Source organism: Geodermatophilus sp. SYSU D00766 (genome assembly GCF_054049915.1).
Genome location: NZ_JBJGYI010000017.1, coordinates 1 through 18,842, shown reverse-complemented (window position 1 = coordinate 18,842; position 18,842 = coordinate 1). Strand labels below are relative to the sequence as shown.

Annotated in this window: 17 protein-coding genes; 15 read left to right on the top strand and 2 right to left on the bottom strand. The window is 75.1% G+C overall.

Features of this window, described 5'->3' with window-relative positions:
- Window positions 1-11: 11 nt before the first annotated feature.
- The 11 genes from nadD (at window position 12) to holA (ending at window position 12,687) form a co-directional block, all read left to right on the top strand.
- On the top strand, window positions 12-695 hold the full coding sequence (gene nadD / locus ACI8AD_RS13825) for a nicotinate-nucleotide adenylyltransferase (RefSeq protein ID WP_456871108.1): 684 nt from the start codon (window positions 12-14) through the stop codon (window positions 693-695).
- Window positions 692-1,267 (top strand): ribosome silencing factor, encoded by a 576-nt coding sequence (gene rsfS / locus ACI8AD_RS13820; protein WP_456871107.1) that lies wholly within the window; start codon window positions 692-694, stop codon window positions 1,265-1,267. Before nadD ends, rsfS begins: the two co-directional genes overlap by 4 nt.
- Window positions 1,264-2,022: a histidine phosphatase family protein gene (locus ACI8AD_RS13815; RefSeq protein WP_456871106.1), complete on the top strand. Its 759-nt coding sequence runs from the start codon at window positions 1,264-1,266 to the stop codon at window positions 2,020-2,022. The genes rsfS and ACI8AD_RS13815 overlap by 4 nt, the downstream gene beginning before the upstream one ends.
- A gap of 65 nt (window positions 2,023-2,087) precedes the next feature.
- Complete coding sequence (locus tag ACI8AD_RS13810; RefSeq protein WP_456871105.1) at window positions 2,088-2,990, top strand: DegV family protein; 903 nt, start codon at window positions 2,088-2,090, stop codon at window positions 2,988-2,990.
- 138 nt (window positions 2,991-3,128) lie between these two features.
- Complete coding sequence (locus tag ACI8AD_RS13805) at window positions 3,129-3,989, top strand: ComEA family DNA-binding protein (protein ID WP_456871104.1); 861 nt, start codon at window positions 3,129-3,131, stop codon at window positions 3,987-3,989.
- The gene (locus ACI8AD_RS13800; RefSeq protein ID WP_456871103.1) at window positions 3,986-6,313 is read left to right on the top strand and encodes a ComEC/Rec2 family competence protein; all 2,328 of its coding nucleotides are present in this window, start codon (window positions 3,986-3,988) and stop codon (window positions 6,311-6,313) included. Before ACI8AD_RS13805 ends, ACI8AD_RS13800 begins: the two co-directional genes overlap by 4 nt.
- Window positions 6,314-6,371: 58 nt before the next feature.
- A complete protein-coding gene (locus ACI8AD_RS13795) occupies window positions 6,372-7,721 on the top strand; it encodes an ABC transporter substrate-binding protein (protein ID WP_456871102.1) in 1,350 nt (449 codons plus the stop codon).
- A gap of 13 nt (window positions 7,722-7,734) precedes the next feature.
- The gene (locus tag ACI8AD_RS13790; RefSeq protein ID WP_456871101.1) at window positions 7,735-8,679 is read left to right on the top strand and encodes a carbohydrate ABC transporter permease; all 945 of its coding nucleotides are present in this window, start codon (window positions 7,735-7,737) and stop codon (window positions 8,677-8,679) included.
- Complete coding sequence (locus tag ACI8AD_RS13785; protein WP_456871100.1) at window positions 8,676-9,599, top strand: carbohydrate ABC transporter permease; 924 nt, start codon at window positions 8,676-8,678, stop codon at window positions 9,597-9,599. The genes ACI8AD_RS13790 and ACI8AD_RS13785 overlap by 4 nt, the downstream gene beginning before the upstream one ends.
- Window positions 9,596-11,626 (top strand): beta-galactosidase, encoded by a 2,031-nt coding sequence (locus ACI8AD_RS13780; protein WP_456871099.1) that lies wholly within the window; start codon window positions 9,596-9,598, stop codon window positions 11,624-11,626. Before ACI8AD_RS13785 ends, ACI8AD_RS13780 begins: the two co-directional genes overlap by 4 nt.
- Window positions 11,627-11,682: 56 nt before the next feature.
- Window positions 11,683-12,687, top strand: a complete 1,005-nt coding sequence (gene holA / locus ACI8AD_RS13775; protein ID WP_456871098.1) for a DNA polymerase III subunit delta — start codon at window positions 11,683-11,685, stop codon at window positions 12,685-12,687.
- A 76-nt stretch (window positions 12,688-12,763) separates the two neighbouring features.
- Here holA and rpsT read toward each other — a convergent pair whose 3' ends face one another.
- The gene (gene rpsT / locus ACI8AD_RS13770; RefSeq protein ID WP_089404955.1) at window positions 12,764-13,024 is read right to left on the bottom strand and encodes a 30S ribosomal protein S20; all 261 of its coding nucleotides are present in this window, start codon (window positions 13,022-13,024) and stop codon (window positions 12,764-12,766) included.
- A gap of 200 nt (window positions 13,025-13,224) precedes the next feature.
- On the opposite strand from rpsT, the gene lepA reads away from it, so the two are divergent.
- Window positions 13,225-15,054 carry a translation elongation factor 4 gene (lepA, locus tag ACI8AD_RS13765; protein WP_456871097.1) on the top strand — a complete coding sequence of 610 codons (1,830 nt, stop codon included), beginning with the start codon at window positions 13,225-13,227 and terminating at the stop codon, window positions 15,052-15,054.
- Window positions 15,051-15,719: an MOSC domain-containing protein gene (locus ACI8AD_RS13760; protein WP_456871096.1), complete on the top strand. Its 669-nt coding sequence runs from the start codon at window positions 15,051-15,053 to the stop codon at window positions 15,717-15,719. The genes lepA and ACI8AD_RS13760 overlap by 4 nt, the downstream gene beginning before the upstream one ends.
- Here ACI8AD_RS13760 and ACI8AD_RS13755 read toward each other — a convergent pair.
- Complete coding sequence (locus ACI8AD_RS13755; RefSeq protein ID WP_456871095.1) at window positions 15,698-16,108, bottom strand: hypothetical protein; 411 nt, start codon at window positions 16,106-16,108, stop codon at window positions 15,698-15,700. The two genes, ACI8AD_RS13760 and ACI8AD_RS13755, sit on opposite strands and share 22 nt — an antisense overlap.
- Window positions 16,109-16,211: 103 nt before the next feature.
- Between ACI8AD_RS13755 and ACI8AD_RS13750 the strand changes: the two genes are divergently transcribed.
- Both ACI8AD_RS13750 and ACI8AD_RS13745 read left to right on the top strand, forming a co-directional pair.
- Window positions 16,212-16,907, top strand: coding sequence for an LppX_LprAFG lipoprotein (locus tag ACI8AD_RS13750; RefSeq protein WP_456871094.1), 696 nt, complete (start codon window positions 16,212-16,214; stop codon window positions 16,905-16,907).
- Window positions 16,876-18,606, top strand: a complete 1,731-nt coding sequence (locus ACI8AD_RS13745) for an MFS transporter (RefSeq protein WP_456871093.1) — start codon at window positions 16,876-16,878, stop codon at window positions 18,604-18,606. The genes ACI8AD_RS13750 and ACI8AD_RS13745 overlap by 32 nt, the downstream gene beginning before the upstream one ends.
- Window positions 18,607-18,842: the final 236 nt, after the last annotated feature.

The following is an 18,842-nucleotide window of genomic DNA, read 5'->3' as shown; positions in this document are numbered from 1 at the left end:
AGGCTCGGTCGGTGACCGGGACCCGGATCGGCGTGATGGGCGGGACGTTCGATCCCGTCCACCACGGTCACCTGGTGGCCGCCAGCGAGGTGGCCGGCCTGTTCGGGCTGGACGAGGTCGTGTTCGTCCCCACCGGCCAGCCCTGGCAGAAGACCGAGCGCGCGGTGAGCCCCGCCGAGGACCGCTACCTGATGACCGTCATCGCCACCGCCTCCAACCCGCGGTTCACCGTCAGCCGCGTCGACGTCGACCGCGAGGGCCCGACCTACACGATCGACACGCTCACCGACCTGCACCGGCAGCGCCCGGACGCCGAGCTGTTCTTCATCACCGGCGCCGACGCGCTCGCGCAGATCCTCACCTGGCGCGACAGCGAGCGGTTCCTGCGGCTGGCGCACTTCGTCGGGGTCACCCGTCCCGGGTTCACCCTGGCCGACGGGCACCTGCCCGAGGGTGTGGTCAGCCTCGTCGAGGTGCCGGCGCTGGCCATCAGCTCCACCGACTGCCGCGACCGTGTCGCTCGCGGCATGCCGGTCTGGTACCTCGTGCCCGACGGGGTCGTCCAGTACATCGAGAAGCGCGGCCTCTACCGCTCGGGCCCGGTCGCCCGCCGTCCCGGTGCCCCGGGTTCCGGCCGGCCCCCCGCCGGCCCGTCCGACCCCCCGTCGACCGCCCTCCAGGAGGTGCCCCGATGACCGCCTCGGCCGAGGCGCGGGAGACCGCGCTGCTCGCCGCCCAGGCCGCAGCCGACAAGCTCGCCACCGACGTGTCGATCGTCGACGTCAGCGACCGGCTGGCGATCACCGACGCCTTCGTGCTGGCCTCCGCGCCCAACGAGCGCCAGGTGCAGTCGATCGTCGACGAGGTGGAGGAGCGGCTGCGGGGGCGCGGGATCAAGCCGGTGCGGCGCGAGGGCGTCGCGGAGGCCCGCTGGGTGCTGCTCGACTTCGTCGACGTCGTCGTGCACGTCCAGCACGCCGAGGAGCGCGCCTACTACGCCCTCGAGCGGCTGTGGAAGGACTGCCCGACCATCCCCTTCGTCGACCGGGCCGTCCCGTCCGGTGACGGCGCCGCCGCCGCGCCCCTCTCGGCGGACGACGTGGACCCGGCCGGCGCCGGCTCCGTGCTGCTGGCACCCGACCCGGACGAGCCCGCACCCGGCGCGACCACCGACGAGGACCTGCTCGACGACGACCTGCTCGAGGGCGACCCGCTGGTCGACGGGGCCGCGGGGGAGCCCGGGGACCCGGACGCGACCGGCCGGTGACGGCCGCCGTCCCGGCCGACCTGCCCGCCCTGCCGGACCTGCCCGTCCCGCGCCTGGTCGTGTGGCGGCACGGGCGCACGGAGTGGAACGCCACCGGCCGCTTCCAGGGGCAGCTGGACCCGCCGCTGGACGCCGAGGGCCGGGCACAGGCGGTCCGCACGGCGCCGCACCTGGTCGCCGGCGGGCTGCACCCCGGCTCGACCGTCGTCGTCTCCAGCGACCTCGTCCGCGCCGCCGACACCGCCGCGGCGCTGACCGCGCTGCTCGGCGTCCCGCTGCGGCTCGACGAGCGCCTGCGCGAGCACGGGCTGGGCTGCTGGGAGGGGCTCACCCGGGACGAGGTGGCCGACCGGTACCCCGACCAGTTCGCCGACTGGGCCGCCGGGCGGCCGGTGCGCGGTCGGGGCGGCGAGGAGAACGCGGCCGTCGTCGCCCGGGCCCTCGCCGCCCTCGCCGACCTCCCGGCGGCTGACGTCGCCGTGGTGGTCACCCACGGCGGGACCGCCGGGCGGCTGATGGAGGCGCTGCTCGGACTGGGACCGCAGCACCGGCGGGTGTTCGGCCCGCTGGCCAACTGCGGCTGGAGCGAGCTCGTCCGGCAGGGGGAGCGGTGGCGGCTCGTCCGGCACAACTGCGCGGTCACCGTCGTCCCGGCGGCGGCGGAGGCGGACGGGCGGGCCGGAGGCGCCGTGCTCGACGCCGGTGCCACGCCGGAGGGCGCGCCCCCGGCCCAGGACGCCGACGCGCTGTCCTGAGACCCGGGGCGGCAGCCGGCGGCACCCCGGCGGACCCACGGCCGGCTGCGGGCTAGCCTCGGCTGATGCCCGTCGCCGTGGTCACCGACTCCACGGCCTACCTGCCGCCCGAGCTGGTCGCGCAGTACGGCATCGAGGTGGTGCCCTGCTACGTCGTCCTGGCCGGACGCAGCGGGCGCGAGGGCGAGGACGTGACCCCCGGGGACGTGGCCCGCGCGCTGGCCGTCCGCGGGCAGCGGGTGTCGACCTCCCGGCCCACACCGGGGGACTTCGTCGCCGCCTACCGCCGGCGCCTGGCAGCCGGCGCCGACCGGGTGGTCTCGGTCCACCTGTCGGCCGACCTCTCCGGCACCTGGGACGCCGCCCGCCTGGCCGCCGCGCAGGTCGGCGAGCACCTGGTGACCGTCGTCGACACCCGCTCGACGGCCATGGGCACCGGCTTCGCCGTCCTCGCCGCCGCGCGAGCCGCCGCGGCGGGAGCCGACGCCGCCGGGGTCGCGGCGGTCGCGAACACGGCCGCCGCGCGCACCCGCACGCTGTTCGTCGTCGACACCCTCGAGCACCTGCGCCGCGGCGGCCGGATCGGCTCCGCCGCCTCCCTGCTCGGCACGGCACTGTCGATCAAGCCGGTGCTGCACGTGGTCGACGGCCGGGTCGTGCCGCTGGAGCGGGTCCGGACCACCACCCGCGCGATCAGCCGCATGGTGCAGCGGGCCGCCGAGGCCGCCGGCGGCCCGGGCGCCTCCGTCGCGGTGCACCACCTGGCCGCCGCCGACCGCGCCGAGAAGCTCGCCGCCCAGCTGTGCGAGGCGATCCCCGACATGCGGGAGCTGCACGTCAGCGAGCTCGGCGCGGTCATCGGCGCGCACGTCGGCCCGGGCGCGGTGGGCGTGGTCGTGGCGCCCGCGGAACAGCCAGCGGACACGCAGGACGAGCCCGCTCCCGACACGGAGTGCCGGGAGGACTGAACGCAGGAGGGCGGTCACCGGCGCAGCGTGCACCCGGCCGCCGCTCCTCGACCGCTGCGCGTCCACAGGCGGGGAGGCCGTCCACAGGACCCCGCGCGACCGTCGGCGCCGGCCCGCCGCCTGCCTACCGTCCGCCGCGTGCGCCTGACCTCCCGCCGTGACGACGCCGACGTCATCCGTGCCCGCCTGCGGGTGCTGCTGGCCGAGGGGCGGCGGTCCGGCTGGCTCCCCGACGACGACCCTCCACGCGATCCGCTCGACGGCGACCTCGACCTCGGCGACGGACCGGACCACGATGCCGGACCGGGCCACGACGCCGACGACGAGCCGGACCCCGACGACGCGCTGCCCGGCGCGCTGGGACGCCACCGCGCACCGGCGCGGACGGTGCGCGTCGACCCCGGCCGGCGCGGCAGCCGGGCGCTGTGGGTGGCGGGTCTCCTGGCCGGCCTGGCGCTGGCGGGGTGGACCTGGCTCGACCGGCCGCGCGTGGAGCCCGCACCGCCGGCCGTGACCTCCGCGGCGGCGCCGGCGTCGCCGTCGGTGGGGGAGACCGCCGGCGCGCAGCCGACCGTCGTCGTCTCCGTGGTCGGCCTGGTCGCCCGGCCCGGCCTCGTGACCCTGCCCGAGGGAGCGCGCGTGGCCGACGCGGTCGCCGCCGCCGGCGGGCTGCTGCCCGAGGCCGACCCCGCGTCGGTCAACCTGGCCGCGGTCGTGGCCGACGGCCAGCAGATCGCCGTCGGGGTGCCCGGCGCCGCACCGCAGGCGGACCCCGCCGCCGCCCCGGGGCAGGCCGGTGCACCGGCCGGGCCGCTGGACCTCAACGCCGCCACCGTCGCCGACCTCGACGCCCTGCCCGGCATCGGCCCGGTGCTGGCCGAGCGGATCGTCGCCCACCGCGAGGACCACGGCCGCTTCACCAGCGTCGAGCAGCTCGACGACGTCCCGGGCATCGGCCCGGCCATCTACGCCGAGCTGGCCGATCTGGTGCGGGTGTGACCGGCGCGCCGCCGGACCGCTGGACCTGGCTGGACCTGCGGCTGGTGCCCGTCGCCGTCGCCGTCTGGACCGTCACCCTCGCCACCGGCCCCCTCCCGCCGGTCGTGCCGGCGGCCCTCGCGGCTGCGGCGGTGGTCGCCGGGCTGGTCGTGTCGCGCCGGCGCCACCGCGCCGGGGCGCTCGTCGCCCTCGCCGTGCTCGCCGCGGTGGCCACCGCGGCCGGGGTCGCGGCCGTGCGGGGGGCCGCCGCGGGGGCCTCGCGGCTGGCCGACGGCCCGGGGGTGCGGTCCGTGATTGATCAGCTCGAGGTGGACGGCGACCCCCGGCGGGTGGGGAGCACGGCGGCGCCGCGCCTGGTCCTCGACGCCACGGTCACCGGCTTCGACGACGGCCGGCGCACGGTCCACCTGAGCGCCGCCGTGGTGGTCTTCGCGCCCGCGGACGGCTGGGCCGACGTCGTCCCGGGACAGCGGCTGCGGGCGCGGGTCGCCGTCGCCGCGGCTCCCGCAGCCGACGGCGTCGTCGCCCGGCTCTCGGCCCGCGGACCCCCGCAGCGAGTCGGCGACGCGCCCTGGGTGCAGCGCCTGGCCGGCGGGCTGCGCGACGGGCTGGCCGGCTCGGCGGCCCGCGTCCTCGACGCCCCGGAGGCCGGCCTGCTGCCGGGCCTGGTGGTCGGGGACACCCGGGCGATGGACCCGGTCCTCACCGAGGACTTCCGGCTCGCCGGGCTGTCCCACCTCACGGCCGTGTCCGGCGCCAACGTGGCGATCGTCCTGGCCGGGGTGCTCGCGCCGCTGCGGCGCCGGGCGGTCGACCGCCGGGTGCAGGCGCTGGTCGCCGTCGTCGCGCTGGCCGGGTTCGTCGTGCTGGCCCGGCCGACGGCCAGCGTCGTCCGGGCGGCGGCGATGGGCGGGGTGGGCCTGCTGGCGCTGGCCTCCGGCCGTTCCCGCGTGGCGGTGCCCGCGCTCGCCGCGGCGGTGACGGTCCTGCTGCTGCTCGACCCCCGCCTCGCCCGCGACGCCGGTTTCGCCCTGTCGGTCACCGCGACGGCGGCCATCGTGCTGCTCTCGCCGGGCTGGTCCCGCGCACTGCAGCGACGCCGGTGGCCCGGCGTCCTCGCCGACGCGGTGGCCGTCGCGGCGGCCGCCGGTGTGGCCACCGCGCCGCTGGTCGCCGGGTTGTCCGGCCTGGTCAGTCCCGTGTCCCTGCCGGCCAACTTGCTCGCCGCCCCGGCCGTGGCGCCCGCGACGGTGCTCGGCCTGCTCGGCGCGCTCGTCGGGGCGGTGGTGCCGCCCGCCGGTGCCGCCCTCGTGTGGGTCGCCGGCTGGCCGGCGCGGTGGCTGGTGGCCGTCGCGCGGACGGCGGCCGGCCTGCCCGACGCGGCGACCGGCTGGCCGGCCGGCACGCGCGGGGCCCTGCTGCTCACCGCGGTCGTGCTGCTCGCCGGGCTGGTGCTGTGGCGGTACCGGCGGCTGCGCGCGCTGGCCCTCGCCGTCCTCGTCGGCCTGGTGGTCCTCGGCTGGCCGCTGCGCCAGGTGACCGGCGGCTGGCCGCCGGCCGGCGCCGTGGTCGTGGCGTGCGACGTCGGGCAGGGCGACGCGCTCGTGGTGCCCACCGGCCCGGGGGAGGGCGTCCTGGTCGACGCCGGACCCGAGGTCGGCCCGGTCGACCGCTGCCTGGACGCGCTGGACATCGACACCCTCCCGCTGGTGCTGCTCTCCCACCTCGACGCCGACCACGCCGGCGGCCTGGCCGGGGCGCTGACCGGGCGGGCGGTCGGGACGGTCGCCACCGGCACGCTGTCCCCGGCCGACGACCGCCGGGCCGCCCTCGACCGGCTGGCCGCCCGGTCCGGCGCCCGGCGCGAGACGCTCGTCCCCGGCGACGTGCGGACCGTCGGCGGTGCGACGGTGGAGGTCCTCGCCCCGCCACCGGAGATCGCGACGGCGACCGCGGAGCCCAACGACCTGTCCCTGGTCGTGCGGCTCACCCACCGGGGCGTGCGGGTGCTGCTCACCGGGGACCTGAGCGCGACCGCGGAGGCGCGGCTCCTCGACCGCGGGGTCGACCTGCGTGCCGACGTCCTGAAGGTCCCGCACCACGGCAGCGGCGACGTCGACCCGGCGTTCCCGGCCGCCACCGGCGCCCGGGTGGCGCTGGTCTCGGTCGGCGCCGACAACCCCTACGGGCACCCGGCGCCGGGCCTGCTCTCCGTACTCTCTCGGTCCGGAATGCGGGTGCACCGCACGGATCAGCAGGGCGATCTCGCCGTCGTCGGTTCCGACGACGACTGGGGGGTGGCCGGACGCGGCCCGGCTCCTTGACGTCCGCCACAGCGAAAGGTCACCCTCTGCCGGACCCCCCAATGACGAGGAGTTTTCTGTGAAGCACCAGCGCCGCCTGATGGTGGCCGCGATGACCCTGCCCATGCTCGCCCTGGCCGCGTGCGGCGGGGGCGGGGACGAGGACACGGCAGCAGGTGGAGGCGGGGGCGGCTCCACCGACTGCGCCGCGTCCGACGGCGAGGTCACGCTGAACTTCGTGACCTGGGTGCCGGGCATGGACCAGGTCGTGGACATGTGGAACCAGGAGAACCCCGACATCCAGGTCGAGGTGGAGACCACCCCGGCCGGCAACGCCGGTACCTACAGCAACCTGTTCAACGGGCTCGAGGCCGGCACCGCACCCGACCTCAGCCAGATCGAGTACGACTCGCTGTCGAGCTTCCGGCTGCAGGACGGGCTGCAGGACATCAGCGCCTGCGAGGGCATCTCCGACGCCTCCGGTGACTTCGTCGACTGGACCTGGTCGCAGGTGCAGCTCGGCGACGACGGCGTCTACGCGATCCCGCAGGACACCGGTCCGATGGCGCTGTTCTACCGGGAGGACCTCTTCCAGCAGGCCGGCATCACCGAGCCGCCGACCACCTGGGAGCAGTACTACGAGGCCGCCAAGACCCTCAAGCAGGCCACCGGCGCCTACATCACCCACTTCCCGCAGGGCGACGCGAACTGGTTCACCGGCCTGCTGTGGCAGCGCGGTGCCAGCCTCTTCGAGCTCGACGGCGACCAGGTGCAGGTCAACGTCGACAGCCCGGAGGCGCAGGAGGTCGCCGACTACTGGCAGCGGATGATCGACGAGGACCTCGTCGCCACGAACCTGCAGGGCTTCTCGCCCGACCTCTACGCCGCGTGGAACTCCGGCCAGGTCGCCAGCTGGCCGTCCGCGGCCTGGGGCTACTCGACCATCCGGGACAACGCGGCCAGCACCGCGGGGCTGTGGCGGGTCGCTCCCATGCCGCAGTGGTCGGAGGGCGACGAGGCCGCCGGCAACTGGGGTGGGTCGACCACCGCCGTGCTCTCCGGCACCGAGCACCCGGCCGAGGCGGCCCAGTTCGCGCTGTGGCTCAACACCGACCCCGAGGCGCTGGCCATGGCCAACGAGCTCGGTGGCCTCTTCCCGGCGGCCAACGCCGGCTCGGAGCTGCCCGCTCTGCAGGAGGGCGTCGAGTTCTACGGCGGCCAGGAGATCTTCTCGATCTTCACCGAGGCCTCGGGCCAGGTCGACACCGACTTCACGTGGGGTCCGACCATGACCGACACCTACACGGCCATGAGCGACGGCTTCACCGCCGCCCTCAACGGTCAGGGCACGCTCTCCGAGGCACTGACCGACGCCCAGTCCGCGTCGGTGGAGTCGCTGGAGAGCCAGGGCGTCCAGGTCGCGGACTGACCTGACACCCGTCATGGCCGCCGTCGCTCCGCCGACCACGCCGTCCTCCCCTGCCGCCGCGCCGCGGCGGCAGGGGAGGACGGCGGTCCGCTCGCGGGCCTGGATCTGGTTCACCCTGCCGTTCCTGGTCCCGTTCGTCCTCTTCTACCTGCTGCCCATCGGGTACGCGATCGTCCAGAGCCTGACCAAGACCGAGCGCACCGGCGGGATCTTCGGCGAGACCACCACCACCTTCGCGGGGCTCGAGCAGTACTCCCGGGTGGTCACCGACCCGGCCTTCCTCAACGGCGTCGGGCGGGTCCTGCTCTTCGGCGTCGTGCAGGTGCCGGTCATGCTCGGCTTCGCCCTGCTGCTCGCCCTGCTGCTCGACTCGGCGGTCGCGCGCCTCAAGCGCACCTTCCGGATCGTGTACTTCCTGCCCTACGGCATCCCCGGCGTCATCGCCGCGCTGATGTGGGCGTTCCTCTACAGCCCGCAGCTGAGCCCCATCGTGGGCCTGCTGCAGGACGGCGGCATCGACGTCGAGTTCCTCGGCTCGGGCACCATCCTGTGGTCGATCGCCAACGTGGTGACCTGGACCTACACCGGCTACAACATGCTGATCATCTTCGCGGCCATGCAGGCGATCCCGCAGTCGGTCTACGAGGCCGCCAAGGTCGACGGCGCCGGCGGTCTCCGCACCGCGTGGTCGATCAAGATCCCGCTCGTGCTGCCCGCGCTGATCCTCACCGGGGTGTTCTCCATCATCGGCACGCTGCAGCTGTTCACCGAGCCCATCGTCTTCCGGGCCATCTCGACCAATGTGACGTCGAGCTACACGCCCAACCTGCTCGCCTACACCACCGCGAGCGCGAACAACTACCCGCTGGCCGCCGCCATGTCCGTGGTCCTGGCCGTCGCCACCTTCATCCTCTCCTTCGCGTTCCTCCGGGCGACCGCGAGGAGGTCGGGACTGTGAGCACCGTGGCACCCGTCCAGGGCGAGCAGAGTGCCACCCCGCCGCGGTCGTCGCGGTCGCGGCTGATGCGCCGGGGGGCGACCCAGGAGTCCCCGGCCTCGGTCGTCGTGGCGATGGTCGTCCTCGTCGCCGCGGCCGTGTACTTCCTGCTGCCGGTCTACTGGCTGATCGTCAACGCGACCAAGTCCCAGCCGGACCTGATCAACAGCAACGGCTTCTGGTTCGCCGACTGGAACCTCGGGGAGAACCTGTCGGAGCTGTTCGCCCGCGACGGCGGCGTCTTCCTGCGCTGGGCGCTCAACAGCCTGCTCTACGCCGGGCTGGGTGCGGCGGTCGGCACGCTGCTGGCCGCGATGGCCGGCTACGCCATGGCCAAGTACGAGTTCCGCGGCCGGGAGCTGCTGTTCTCGATCGTCCTCGGCGGGGTGCTGGTGCCGGCGACCGCGCTGGCCCTGCCGCTGTTCCTGCTCTTCGCGCGGGTGAGCCTGACCAACACCTTCTGGGCGGTGTTCCTCCCCAGCATCGTCAGCCCGTTCGGCGTGTACCTGTCGCGCATCTTCGCCGCCGCCTCGGTGCCCGACGAGCTCATCGACGCCGCCCGGCTCGACGGCGCCAGCGAGTGGCGGATCTTCTCCACCATCGCCGTCCGGCTCATGAGCCCGGCGCTGGTGACGATCTTCCTGTTCCAGTTCGTCGTGATCTGGAACAACTTCCTGCTGCCGCTGATCATGCTGCGCAACGACCAGCTCTGGCCGATCACCTTCGGGCTGTTCTCCTGGCAGTCCCAGGTGTCGCGCGACCCGCAGCTGCAGATCCTCACCGTCACCGGCTCCCTGGTGTCGGTGATCCCCCTGATCATCACGTTCCTCGTGCTGCAGCGGTACTGGCGGGCCGGCCTGGCCGCGGGGTCGGACAGGTGAGCCGCTGGCCCACCGACTCGATCTCCTTCGGCGGGGACTACAACCCCGAGCAGTGGCCGCGTGAGGTCTGGGCCGAGGACGTCGCCCTCATGCGGGAGGCCGGCGTCGACCTGGTCACCGTCGGGGTGTTCAGCTGGGCGCTGCTCGAGCCCGAACCCGGCCGGTTCGACACCGGGTGGCTCGACGAGGTCCTGGACCTGCTGCACGACGGCGAGATCCGGGTCGACCTCGCCACCGCCACCGCGTCGGCGCCGCCGTGGCTGGCCCGGCTGCACCCGGAGGTGCTGCCCGTCGCCGAGGACGGCACCCGCTTCGCCATCGGCGGGCGGCAGACGTGGTGCCCGTCCTCGCCGGTCTTCCGGGAGCGCTCGCTGGCCCTGGTGGAGCACCTGGCGCGGCACTACGCGCAGCACCCGGCGCTGGCGATGTGGCACGTCAACAACGAGCTCGGCTGCCACAACGTACACTGCTACTGCGACGTGTCGGCCGAGGCCTTCCGCGGCTGGCTGCAGCGCCGCTACGGCAGCGGCACCGACGGGCTCGCCGAGCTGAACGCGGCCTGGGGCACCGCCTTCTGGAGCCAGCGCTACGGCGACTGGGCCGAGGTGGGCGTGCCGCGGCGGACGACGGCCACCGGCAACCCCACGCAGCGGCTGGACTACCTGCGCTTCTCCTCCGACGAGCTGCTCGAGCAGTACCGCGCCGAGGCCGAGGTGCTGCGGAGGGTCACCCCGGACGTCCCGGTCACCACCAACTTCATGGTGACCAGCCACCAGTGGGCCATGGACTACGGCACCTGGGCGCCCACCCAGGACGTGGTCTCCAACGACCACTACCTCGACCACCGCCTGCCCGACCCGCACGCGGAGATGTCCTTCTGCGCCGACCTCACCCGGGGGCTGGCCGGCGGCGGGCGCTGGCTGCTGATGGAGCACTCGGTCTCCGCGGTCAACTGGCAGCCGGTCAACGTCGCCAAGCGGCCCGGGGAGGCGGTCCGCGACAGTCTCGTCCACGTCGCCCGCGGCGCGGAGGGCATCTGCTTCTTCCAGTGGCGGGCCAGCCGGGCCGGCGCGGAGAAGCACCACTCGGGCCTGCTGCCGCACGCCGGCACCGACTCGCGCACCTGGCGGGAGGCCGAGGAGCTCGGCCGGGCCCTGCGCAGCCTCGACGAGGTGCGCGGCACCCGGGTGCGGGCCGACGTGGCGCAGGTCTTCGACCACCAGGCCTGGTGGTCCAACGACGCCCCCTCCCGCCCGACCGAGCTGCTGCACTACCTCGACGCCGGCCGCGCGGTGCACCGGGTGCTGCGCGCCGCGGGCGTCACCAGCGACGTCGTCCCCGTCGCCGCCGACGATCTCGCCGGGCGGCTGGCCGCACACCGCGTGGTCGTCGTCCCGACCCTGCACCTGTGCACCGACGCCACCGCCGAGGCGATCGCCGCCGCGGGCGCTGCGGGAGCCCACGTCGTCGTCACGTGCTCGTCGGGCATCGTCGACGAGCACGAGCACGTCCGGCTCGGCGGCTACCCGGGCGCCTTCCGCGACCTGCTCGGCGTGCGGATGACCGAGGTCCTGCCGCTGCTGCCCGGGGAGACACTCGAGCTCGAGCACGGCTGGCGGGGGACGGTCTGGTCCGAGGAGGGCACCGTCGACGACGACGTCGAGGTGGTGGCCCGCGTGCTCGACGGGCCGGTGCCGGGCCAGCCGGCGGTGACCCGCCGCCCGCTGCCCGGCGGGGGTGTGGCCTGGTACGTCGCCACCCAGCTCGACGACGCCTCCTGGGACGCGCTGCTGCGCCGGGTGCTCGAGGAGGCCGGCGTCGAGCCGGTCGCCGCCGTGCCGCCCGGCGTCGAGGTGGTCCGCCGGGTCTCCGACGACGGCGCGCGCTCCTACGTGTTCTGCCTCGACCACACCGGGCAGGAGCAGCGCGTGCCCGCCCGCGGCACCGAGCTGCTCACCGGCCGGGCGGTCGACGGCGAGGTGGTCGTACCCGCCCGGGGCGCCGCCGTGGTCCGCGAGGACGCCTGACCCACCACCCTCCGGAGGACCGCTGGAGCGTCGGCAGGGCGTGGCACCATGCCGGTGTGGCCGCCGCACCCCCCGCCCCGACCTCCCGCCTGCGGGCCGTCGTCGGCGAGGAGGAGCTGCTGCGCTCGCGCGCCGTCGCCGCCGTGCGGGCCGCCGTCCTGGAGCGGCACCGGCAGGCCGAGCTGCACGAGCTGACCGCCCTCGGCCTGCCGGTCGGCCAGCTCGCCGACGTCCTGGCCCCCTCGCTGTTCGGCGAGCACCGCCTCGTCGTCGTCGCGGGCGTGCACGAGGCGGCCGGCGCCCTGGTCGACGCGCTGACCGCCTACTGCGCCGACCCCGACCCGGACCTCACGCTGGTCGTGGTCCACCACGGCGGCAAGCGCAACGAAGCGCTGCTGAAGACCCTCACCGCCGCCGGGGCGGCGCTCGACGAGTGCCCGAAGATCTCCTCGGCCGGCGACCGGGCGGCGTTCGTCCGCAACGAGGTCCGCGCCGCCGGCGGCCGGATCACCCCCGACGCGGTCGGCGCGCTGGTCGACGCCGTCGGCGGTGACCTGCGGGCGCTGTCGTCGGCGGCCACCCAGCTGGTGGCCGACGTCGGCGGCACGGTCGACGCCGACGCCGTCGCGCGCTTCCACCGCGGGCAGGCCGAGGTCAGCGGCTTCACCGTCGCCGAGCGGGTGCTCGTGGGCGACCGGCAGGGATCGCTGGAGATGCTGCGGTGGGCGCTCGAGCGCGGGGTCGCGCACGTGCTCATCGCCGACGCCATCGCCGACGGCATCCGCACCGCGGCCCGGGTCACCTCGCTCAACACCTCCAACACCGGCGAGCTGGCCCGGGCGCTGAAGCTGCCGCCGTGGAAGGTCAAGAAGGCCCAGACCCAGGCGCGCGGCTGGAGCATCGACGGGCTGCAGCAGGCGATCGGCGTGGCCGCCGGGCTCAACGCCGACGTCAAGGGCGTGGCGGCCAGCGCCGACTACGCGCTCGAGCGCGCCGTCCGCCGCATCGTCGACATCCGTGCCACCACCGGCCGCGACTCCCGCGCGCGCAGCCGGTACTGACCCCGGCCGGTCAGCACCTCGCAGACGCCGACGAGCCCCGTCCCCCACGGGGGACGGGGCTCGTCGTGAGCTCAGCTCAGAGGCTGGTCAGCTGCTTGGCCATGCCCGACTTGCGGTTGGCGGCCTGGTTCTTGTGGATGATCCCCTTGCTGGCGGCCTTGTCGAGCGCCTTGCCGGCCCGCTGCAGCGCGGTGGTCGCGGCCTCGGTGTCGCCGGCGGCAGCGGCCTCGCGGAAGCGGCGGACGGCCGTCTTCAGGGCGGACTTGACGGCGACGTTGCGCTGCCGCGCCTTCTCGTTCGTCTTGTTCCGCTTGATCTGGGACTTGATGTTCGCCACGCGTGAGCCTCGGTGTCTCGCAGGGGGATGGTCTGTCGGTGCGTCCGGACGGCAGGCGTCAGCGGACCGGCCTGCCAGGTTACCAGCGTCGGCGTCCGGGTCCCACCCCGGTCGGTCGAGGCCCTCCGGGCACGGTGCCGGGCACGGTGCCGGGCACGGTGCTCCGCGACCCCGGCCGGTCGTGGGACCATGGCAGCACTGTGACGACTCCCGCTGCGACCGATCCCGCCCGGATCCGGAACTTCTGCATCATCGCCCACATCGACCACGGCAAGTCGACGCTGGCCGACCGGATGCTCGAGGTCACCGGGATCATCGAGGCACGGCAGATGCGCGCCCAGTACCTCGACCGCATGGACATCGAGCGCGAGCGCGGCATCACCATCAAGGCGCAGAACGTGCGCCTGCCGTGGGAGGTCGGGGACACCGAGTACGTCCTCGACATGATCGACACCCCAGGCCACGTCGACTTCACCTACGAGGTGTCCCGGTCGCTGGCCGCCTGCGAGGGCGCGGTCCTGCTGGTCGACGCCGCGCAGGGCATCGAGGCGCAGACCCTGGCCAACCTCTACCTGGCCCTGGAGAACGACCTCACGATCATCCCGGTCCTCAACAAGATCGACCTGCCGGCCGCGCAGCCGGAGCGCTACGCCGCCGAGATCGCGCACATCATCGGCTGCGACCCGGCGGACGTGCTGCGGGTCAGCGGCAAGACCGGCGAGGGCGTGCCCGAGCTGCTCGACGCGATCGTCGCCCAGATCCCCGCGCCGGAGGGCGACGCCGACGCCCCCGCCCGGGCGATGATCTTCGACAGCGTCTACGACATCTACCGGGGCGTCATCACCTACGTCCGCGTCGTCGACGGGCGGATCGCCAGCCGCGAGCGGATCAGGATGATGTCCACGGGCGCCACCCACGAGCTGCTCGAGATCGGCGTCATCTCCCCGGAGCCCAAGCCGGTCGACGGCCTCGGCGTCGGCGAGGTGGGCTACTTCATCACCGGCGTGAAGGACGTCCGCCAGTCCCGCGTGGGGGACACCGTCACGCTGCAGCACCGCCCGGCCGCCGAGCCCATCGGCGGGTACAGCGACCCCAAGCCGATGGTCTACTCCGGCCTCTACCCGATCGACGGCAGCGAGTACCCGCTGCTACGCGAGGCGCTGGACAAGCTGCTGCTCAACGACGCGGCGCTGACCTACGAGCCGGAGACCTCCGCGGCGCTGGGCTTCGGCTTCCGCGTCGGCTTCCTCGGCCTGCTGCACCTGGAGATCGTCCGCGAGCGGCTGGAGCGCGAGGCCGGCATCAGCCTCATCTCCACCGCGCCCAACGTCGTCTACCGGGTGGTGATGGAGGACGGCACCGAGCACACCGTCACCAACCCCAGCGACTGGCCCGAGGGCAAGATCGACCGGGTCTACGAGCCGATCGTCAACGCCACGATCATCGCGCCGAGCGAGTACACCGGCGCGATCATGGAGCTGTGCCAGAGCCGGCGCGGCCAGCTCGGCGGCATGGACTACCTCAGCGAGTCCCGCGTCGAGCTGCGCTACACGCTGCCGCTCGGCGAGATCATCTTCGACTTCTTCGACGCCCTGAAGTCGCGCACCCGCGGGTACGCCAGCCTCGACTACGCCGAGGCCGGCGAGCAGGAGTCCTCGCTGGTCAAGGTGGACATCCTGCTGCAGGGCGAGCCGGTCGACGCGTTCAGCGCGATCGTGCACAAGGACAAGGCGTACAGCTACGGCGTGATGATGGCCGGCAAGCTGCGCGAGCTGATCCCGCGGCAGCAGTTCGAGGTGCCCATCCAGGCCGCCGTCGGCTCCCGGGTGATCGCCCGCGAGACCGTCCGGGCCATCCGCAAGGACGTCCTCGCCAAGTGCTACGGCGGTGACATCACCCGCAAGCGGAAGCTGCTGGAGAAGCAGAAGGAGGGCAAGAAGCGGATGAAGATGGTCGGCCGCGTCGAGGTCCCCCAGGAGGCGTTCGTCGCCGCGCTGTCCACCAGCGAGCCCTCCGCCGCGAAGAAGTGACCCCGCGGCTGCTGGCCGTCTGCGTCTCCGGTCCCGACCTCCTCCCGCTCCCCGGGCGCCGGCCCGACCGCAGCGGCATCGACAAGCGACCGGTCGCAGGCCGGGTCGCCGTCGGTGAGCTGGGGCTCGACGGCGACGTCCAGGCCAACCGCAAGCACCACGGCGGCGAGGGGCAGGCGGTGTACGCCTTCGCCGAGGAGGACGCCGGCTCGTGGGCCGCCGAGCTCGACCGCGACCTGCCGCCGGGCCGGTTCGGGGAGAACCTGCGGACGGCGGGGCTGGACCTGACGAACGCCGAGATCGGCGAGCGCTGGCGGGTCGGGACGGCGCTGGTCGAGGTGACCGCGCCGCGCACGCCGTGCGCCACCTTCGCCCGGTTCTGGGACGTGCCCGACCTGGTCAAGCGGTTCACCGCACGCGGGGCCACCGGCGCCTACCTGCGGGTGCTGGAGACCGGCGACGTCGGCGCCGGCGACGAGGTGCGCGTCGTCCACCGGCCCGGCCACGGCGTCACCACCGGCCTGGCCTTCCGCGCGCTGACCACCCAGCCCTACCGGATCCCCCAGCTCGAGCCGGCGCTGGCCGCGTTCCCGGTCAAGGCGCAGGCCAAGCTCGCCGGGCGCATCGCCCGGGCCCGGGCCGCTCAGTGCAGCCAGGGCGCGTAGGACAGCCCCACCACCAGCCCCTCGGCGCTCTGCAGCCGCGCCACCGTCTGCCCCCACGGCTCGGTGCGCGCCCCGTGCAGCAGCGTGTGGCCGCGCTCCTCGAGCTCGGTCGCTCCGGCGGCCACGGCATCGGGGTCGGCGAGCTCGAACTCGACGCTGGCCTGCGGGACCGGGCGGCCGGCCGGCCAGTCCGGGGTGCCGAAGCAGGCCTGCGCCGCCTCGCTCAGCGGCCAGACCCCGAAGTGCCTGCTGCCCTCGATGTGCTCGCTGGCGAAGTACTCCCCGCCGAGCCGTTCCAACGGCAGGCTGAGCGCGTCGACGTAGAGGGAGCGGCTCGCGACCGGGTCGGGCGCGATCACGCTGACGCTGGCGATGAAGAGGACGTCCACGCGCACACCCTGCCGGTGGGCACCGACGGATCCCGCGGTCGGACATCCCGGCGCGCTACCGTGCCCGCGCCGGGCGGACCGGCACGGACGGGAGGACGGTCGGATGCTGCGCCGCGCTGCCGCACTGGGTGCCGTGCTCGTGGTCGCGCTCGCCGGCTGCGGCGGCGGGGGCGGGGAGCCCGAGGAGTCCGCCGCCGACCTGCTCGCCCGCGCCAAGACGACGCTCGACGAGACCAGCAGCCTGCACTTCGTGCTGACCAGCGAGGGCGCGCCGACCACCGGCACCGCGCTGACCGGCGGGGAGGGCGACGTGCTGCGCCCGGCGTCGTTCGAGGGCACCCTGCAGGTCCTGGCGGCGGGGGCCTCGCTCGACCTCGCCGTCGTCTCCGTCGAGGGCACCGTGTACGCGCAGCTGCCCTTCACCAGCGGCTTCAGCGTCGTCGACCCCGCGCAGTTCGGCTTCGGCGACCCGGGCGCGCTGCTCGACCCCGACACCGGCATCTCGCAGTTCCTGGCGCAGGCCGAGTCCGCCGAGCTGGGGGAGGAGCGGCGGGTCGACGGCGAGGTGGTGCGCGAGGTGACCGCCGAGGTGCCCGGCGACCTGGTCGAGCAGGTGCTCACCAGCGAGGACCCCAGCCAGCCGGTGGACGCCCGCTTCTCCGTGGCCACCGACAGCGGCCAGCTGCGCCGCGCCGAGCTCACCGGCCCGTTCTACGCCGCCGACCAGGACGCCACCTTCACCATCGAGTTCTCCGACCCGGGCGCCGATGTCGAGATCACCGCACCGCCTGTCGGCTGAGCCGGTTCCCCGCGCCGCCCCGGGACTGCCGCTGGTCGTCCTGGCGACGCTGGCGGTGCTGGTCACGGCGGCCGACACCTACGTCGTCGTCCTGGCCCTGCCCGACATCCTCACCGGCGTCGGCGTCGGCATCGACGAGCTGCAGCGGGCCACGCCGATCATCGGCGGCTTCCTGCTCGGCTACACCGCCACGCTGCCGCTGCTGGGCCGCCTGGCCGACCTGCGCGGCCGGGTCCCCGTGCTGGCCGGCTGCCTGCTGCTGTTCGCCCTCGGCTCGCTGCTCACCGCGACGGCGACCGGTCTCGGCCCCGCCGTCGCCGGGCGCGGCCTGCAGGGGGTGGGCGCCGGCGGGCTGGTGCCGGCGACGCTCGCGCTGGTCGCCGACCGCTGGCAGCCCGAGCGCCGGGCGGTGCCGCTCGGGGTGGTCGGCGCGGTGCAGGAGGCCGGTGCCGTGCTCGGCCCGCTGGCCGGCGCCGCGGTGCTCGCCGTGGCCGACTGGCGCGCGGTGTTCTGGCTGAACCTGCTGCTCGGGCTGGCCCTCGCCGCCGGGGTGGTCGGCACCGGCGGCCGGCGGCCGGACCCGCTGGGGCTGGCGCTGCTCGCCGTCGCCGGCGCCGCCGCGGGCCTGCAGCTCGCCGCGCCGCCGGCGCTGACCGAGGACGTCACCCTCGGCCTGGCCTGGGTGCCGCTGCTCGACGGCGTGACCGCGACGACACCGCTGGTGCTGCTCGCCGTCGTCGCCGCCGGAGCGCTGGTCGCCCGGAGTCTCACCGCGCCCGCCGGTGCGGTGCTACCGCTGCGCGGGGTGCCGCGGCTGCTGCACGAGGTCGACGTCGTCGGCTCGCTGCTCGCCGTCGTCGCGCTCGGCGCGCTGGTGTGGGCGTTCGCCGCGGCCGACCCCGCCACCGAGGTGGTCGCGCACGGCGCGGTGCTGCTGCCGGTGGCCGCCGCGGCCGCCGTCGCGTTCTGGCTGCACGAGCGGCGCACGCCCGACCCGGTGCTGCCGCTGTCCGAGCTGCGTCCGGCCGGCGCCTGGGGGGCGCTGCTGGTCAACCTGCTCGTCGGGGTGGCGCTGGTCGCCGCGCTCGTCGACGTCCCGCTGTTCGCCCGGGCGACGACGACGCCCGGCGACCAGCTCGGCGCCGCGCTGGTGCTGCTGCGGCTGCTCGTCGCCGTCCCCGTGGGCGCGGTGGCCGGCGGGTGGCTGTGCCGCCGGGTCCCCCCGCGGCTGGTCGCCGCCGCCGGCACGGCGCTGGCCGCGCTGGCGCTGTGGGCGATGACCGGCTGGGGCGAGACCTCGCTGGACCGGTGGACGTCGACCGTCGTGCTGCTCGCCGCGGGCCTGGGCTTCGGCCTGGCGATCGCACCGGTCAACGCGGTGCTGCTGGCGGTGACCGGCCCGGCGGTGCACGGCAGCGCCAGCGCGCTGGCCGTCGTCGCGCGCACCGTCGGCATGCTCGTCGGACTGTCGATGCTGACCGCCGTGGCACTGCGCCGGTTCACCGCCGAGGTCGAGGCCATCGGCTCGCCGTTGACGCTGTGCCCCACCTCGCCCGCCGACTGCCCGGCCCACTCCGCCGCCCTGGACCAGGCCGTGCTCACCCAGCTGCACACCGTCTTCGCCGGTGCCGCGATCGCCGCCGGGCTGGCCGCCGTCGCGGCGCTGGTGCTGCTGCGGGAGGATCGCACCACGCGCTGACCCGGTCCCCGTGACGATCACGGATCGAGACCGAAGCGGACCGGACCGTGGCGTGGCGCAGCGGCTCGTGTCACAGTTCGCCGAACGTCCGGGCTCAGGAAGGACCACGCATGGCCGCCATCACCTACGACCACGCCACCTTGACCTATCCGGGGGCGTCCGCGCCGTCGGTCAGCGGGCTGGACCTCGACGTCGCCGACGGGGAGTTCCTGGTGCTGGTCGGCCCCTCGGGCAGT

Excerpts from the sequence above, each read along its gene's own strand:
- ACI8AD_RS13790 (WP_456871101.1), top strand. The coding sequence starts at position 7,735 with ATGGCCGCCGTCGCTCCGCCGACCACGCCGTCCTCCCCTGCCGCCGCG.
- ACI8AD_RS13750 (WP_456871094.1), top strand. The coding sequence starts at position 16,212 with ATGCTGCGCCGCGCTGCCGCACTGGGTGCCGTGCTCGTGGTCGCGCTC.
- ACI8AD_RS13745 (WP_456871093.1), top strand. The coding sequence starts at position 16,876 with ATGTCGAGATCACCGCACCGCCTGTCGGCTGAGCCGGTTCCCCGCGCC.
- ACI8AD_RS13810 (WP_456871105.1), top strand. The coding sequence starts at position 2,088 with ATGCCCGTCGCCGTGGTCACCGACTCCACGGCCTACCTGCCGCCCGAG.
- rsfS (WP_456871107.1), top strand. The coding sequence starts at position 692 with ATGACCGCCTCGGCCGAGGCGCGGGAGACCGCGCTGCTCGCCGCCCAG.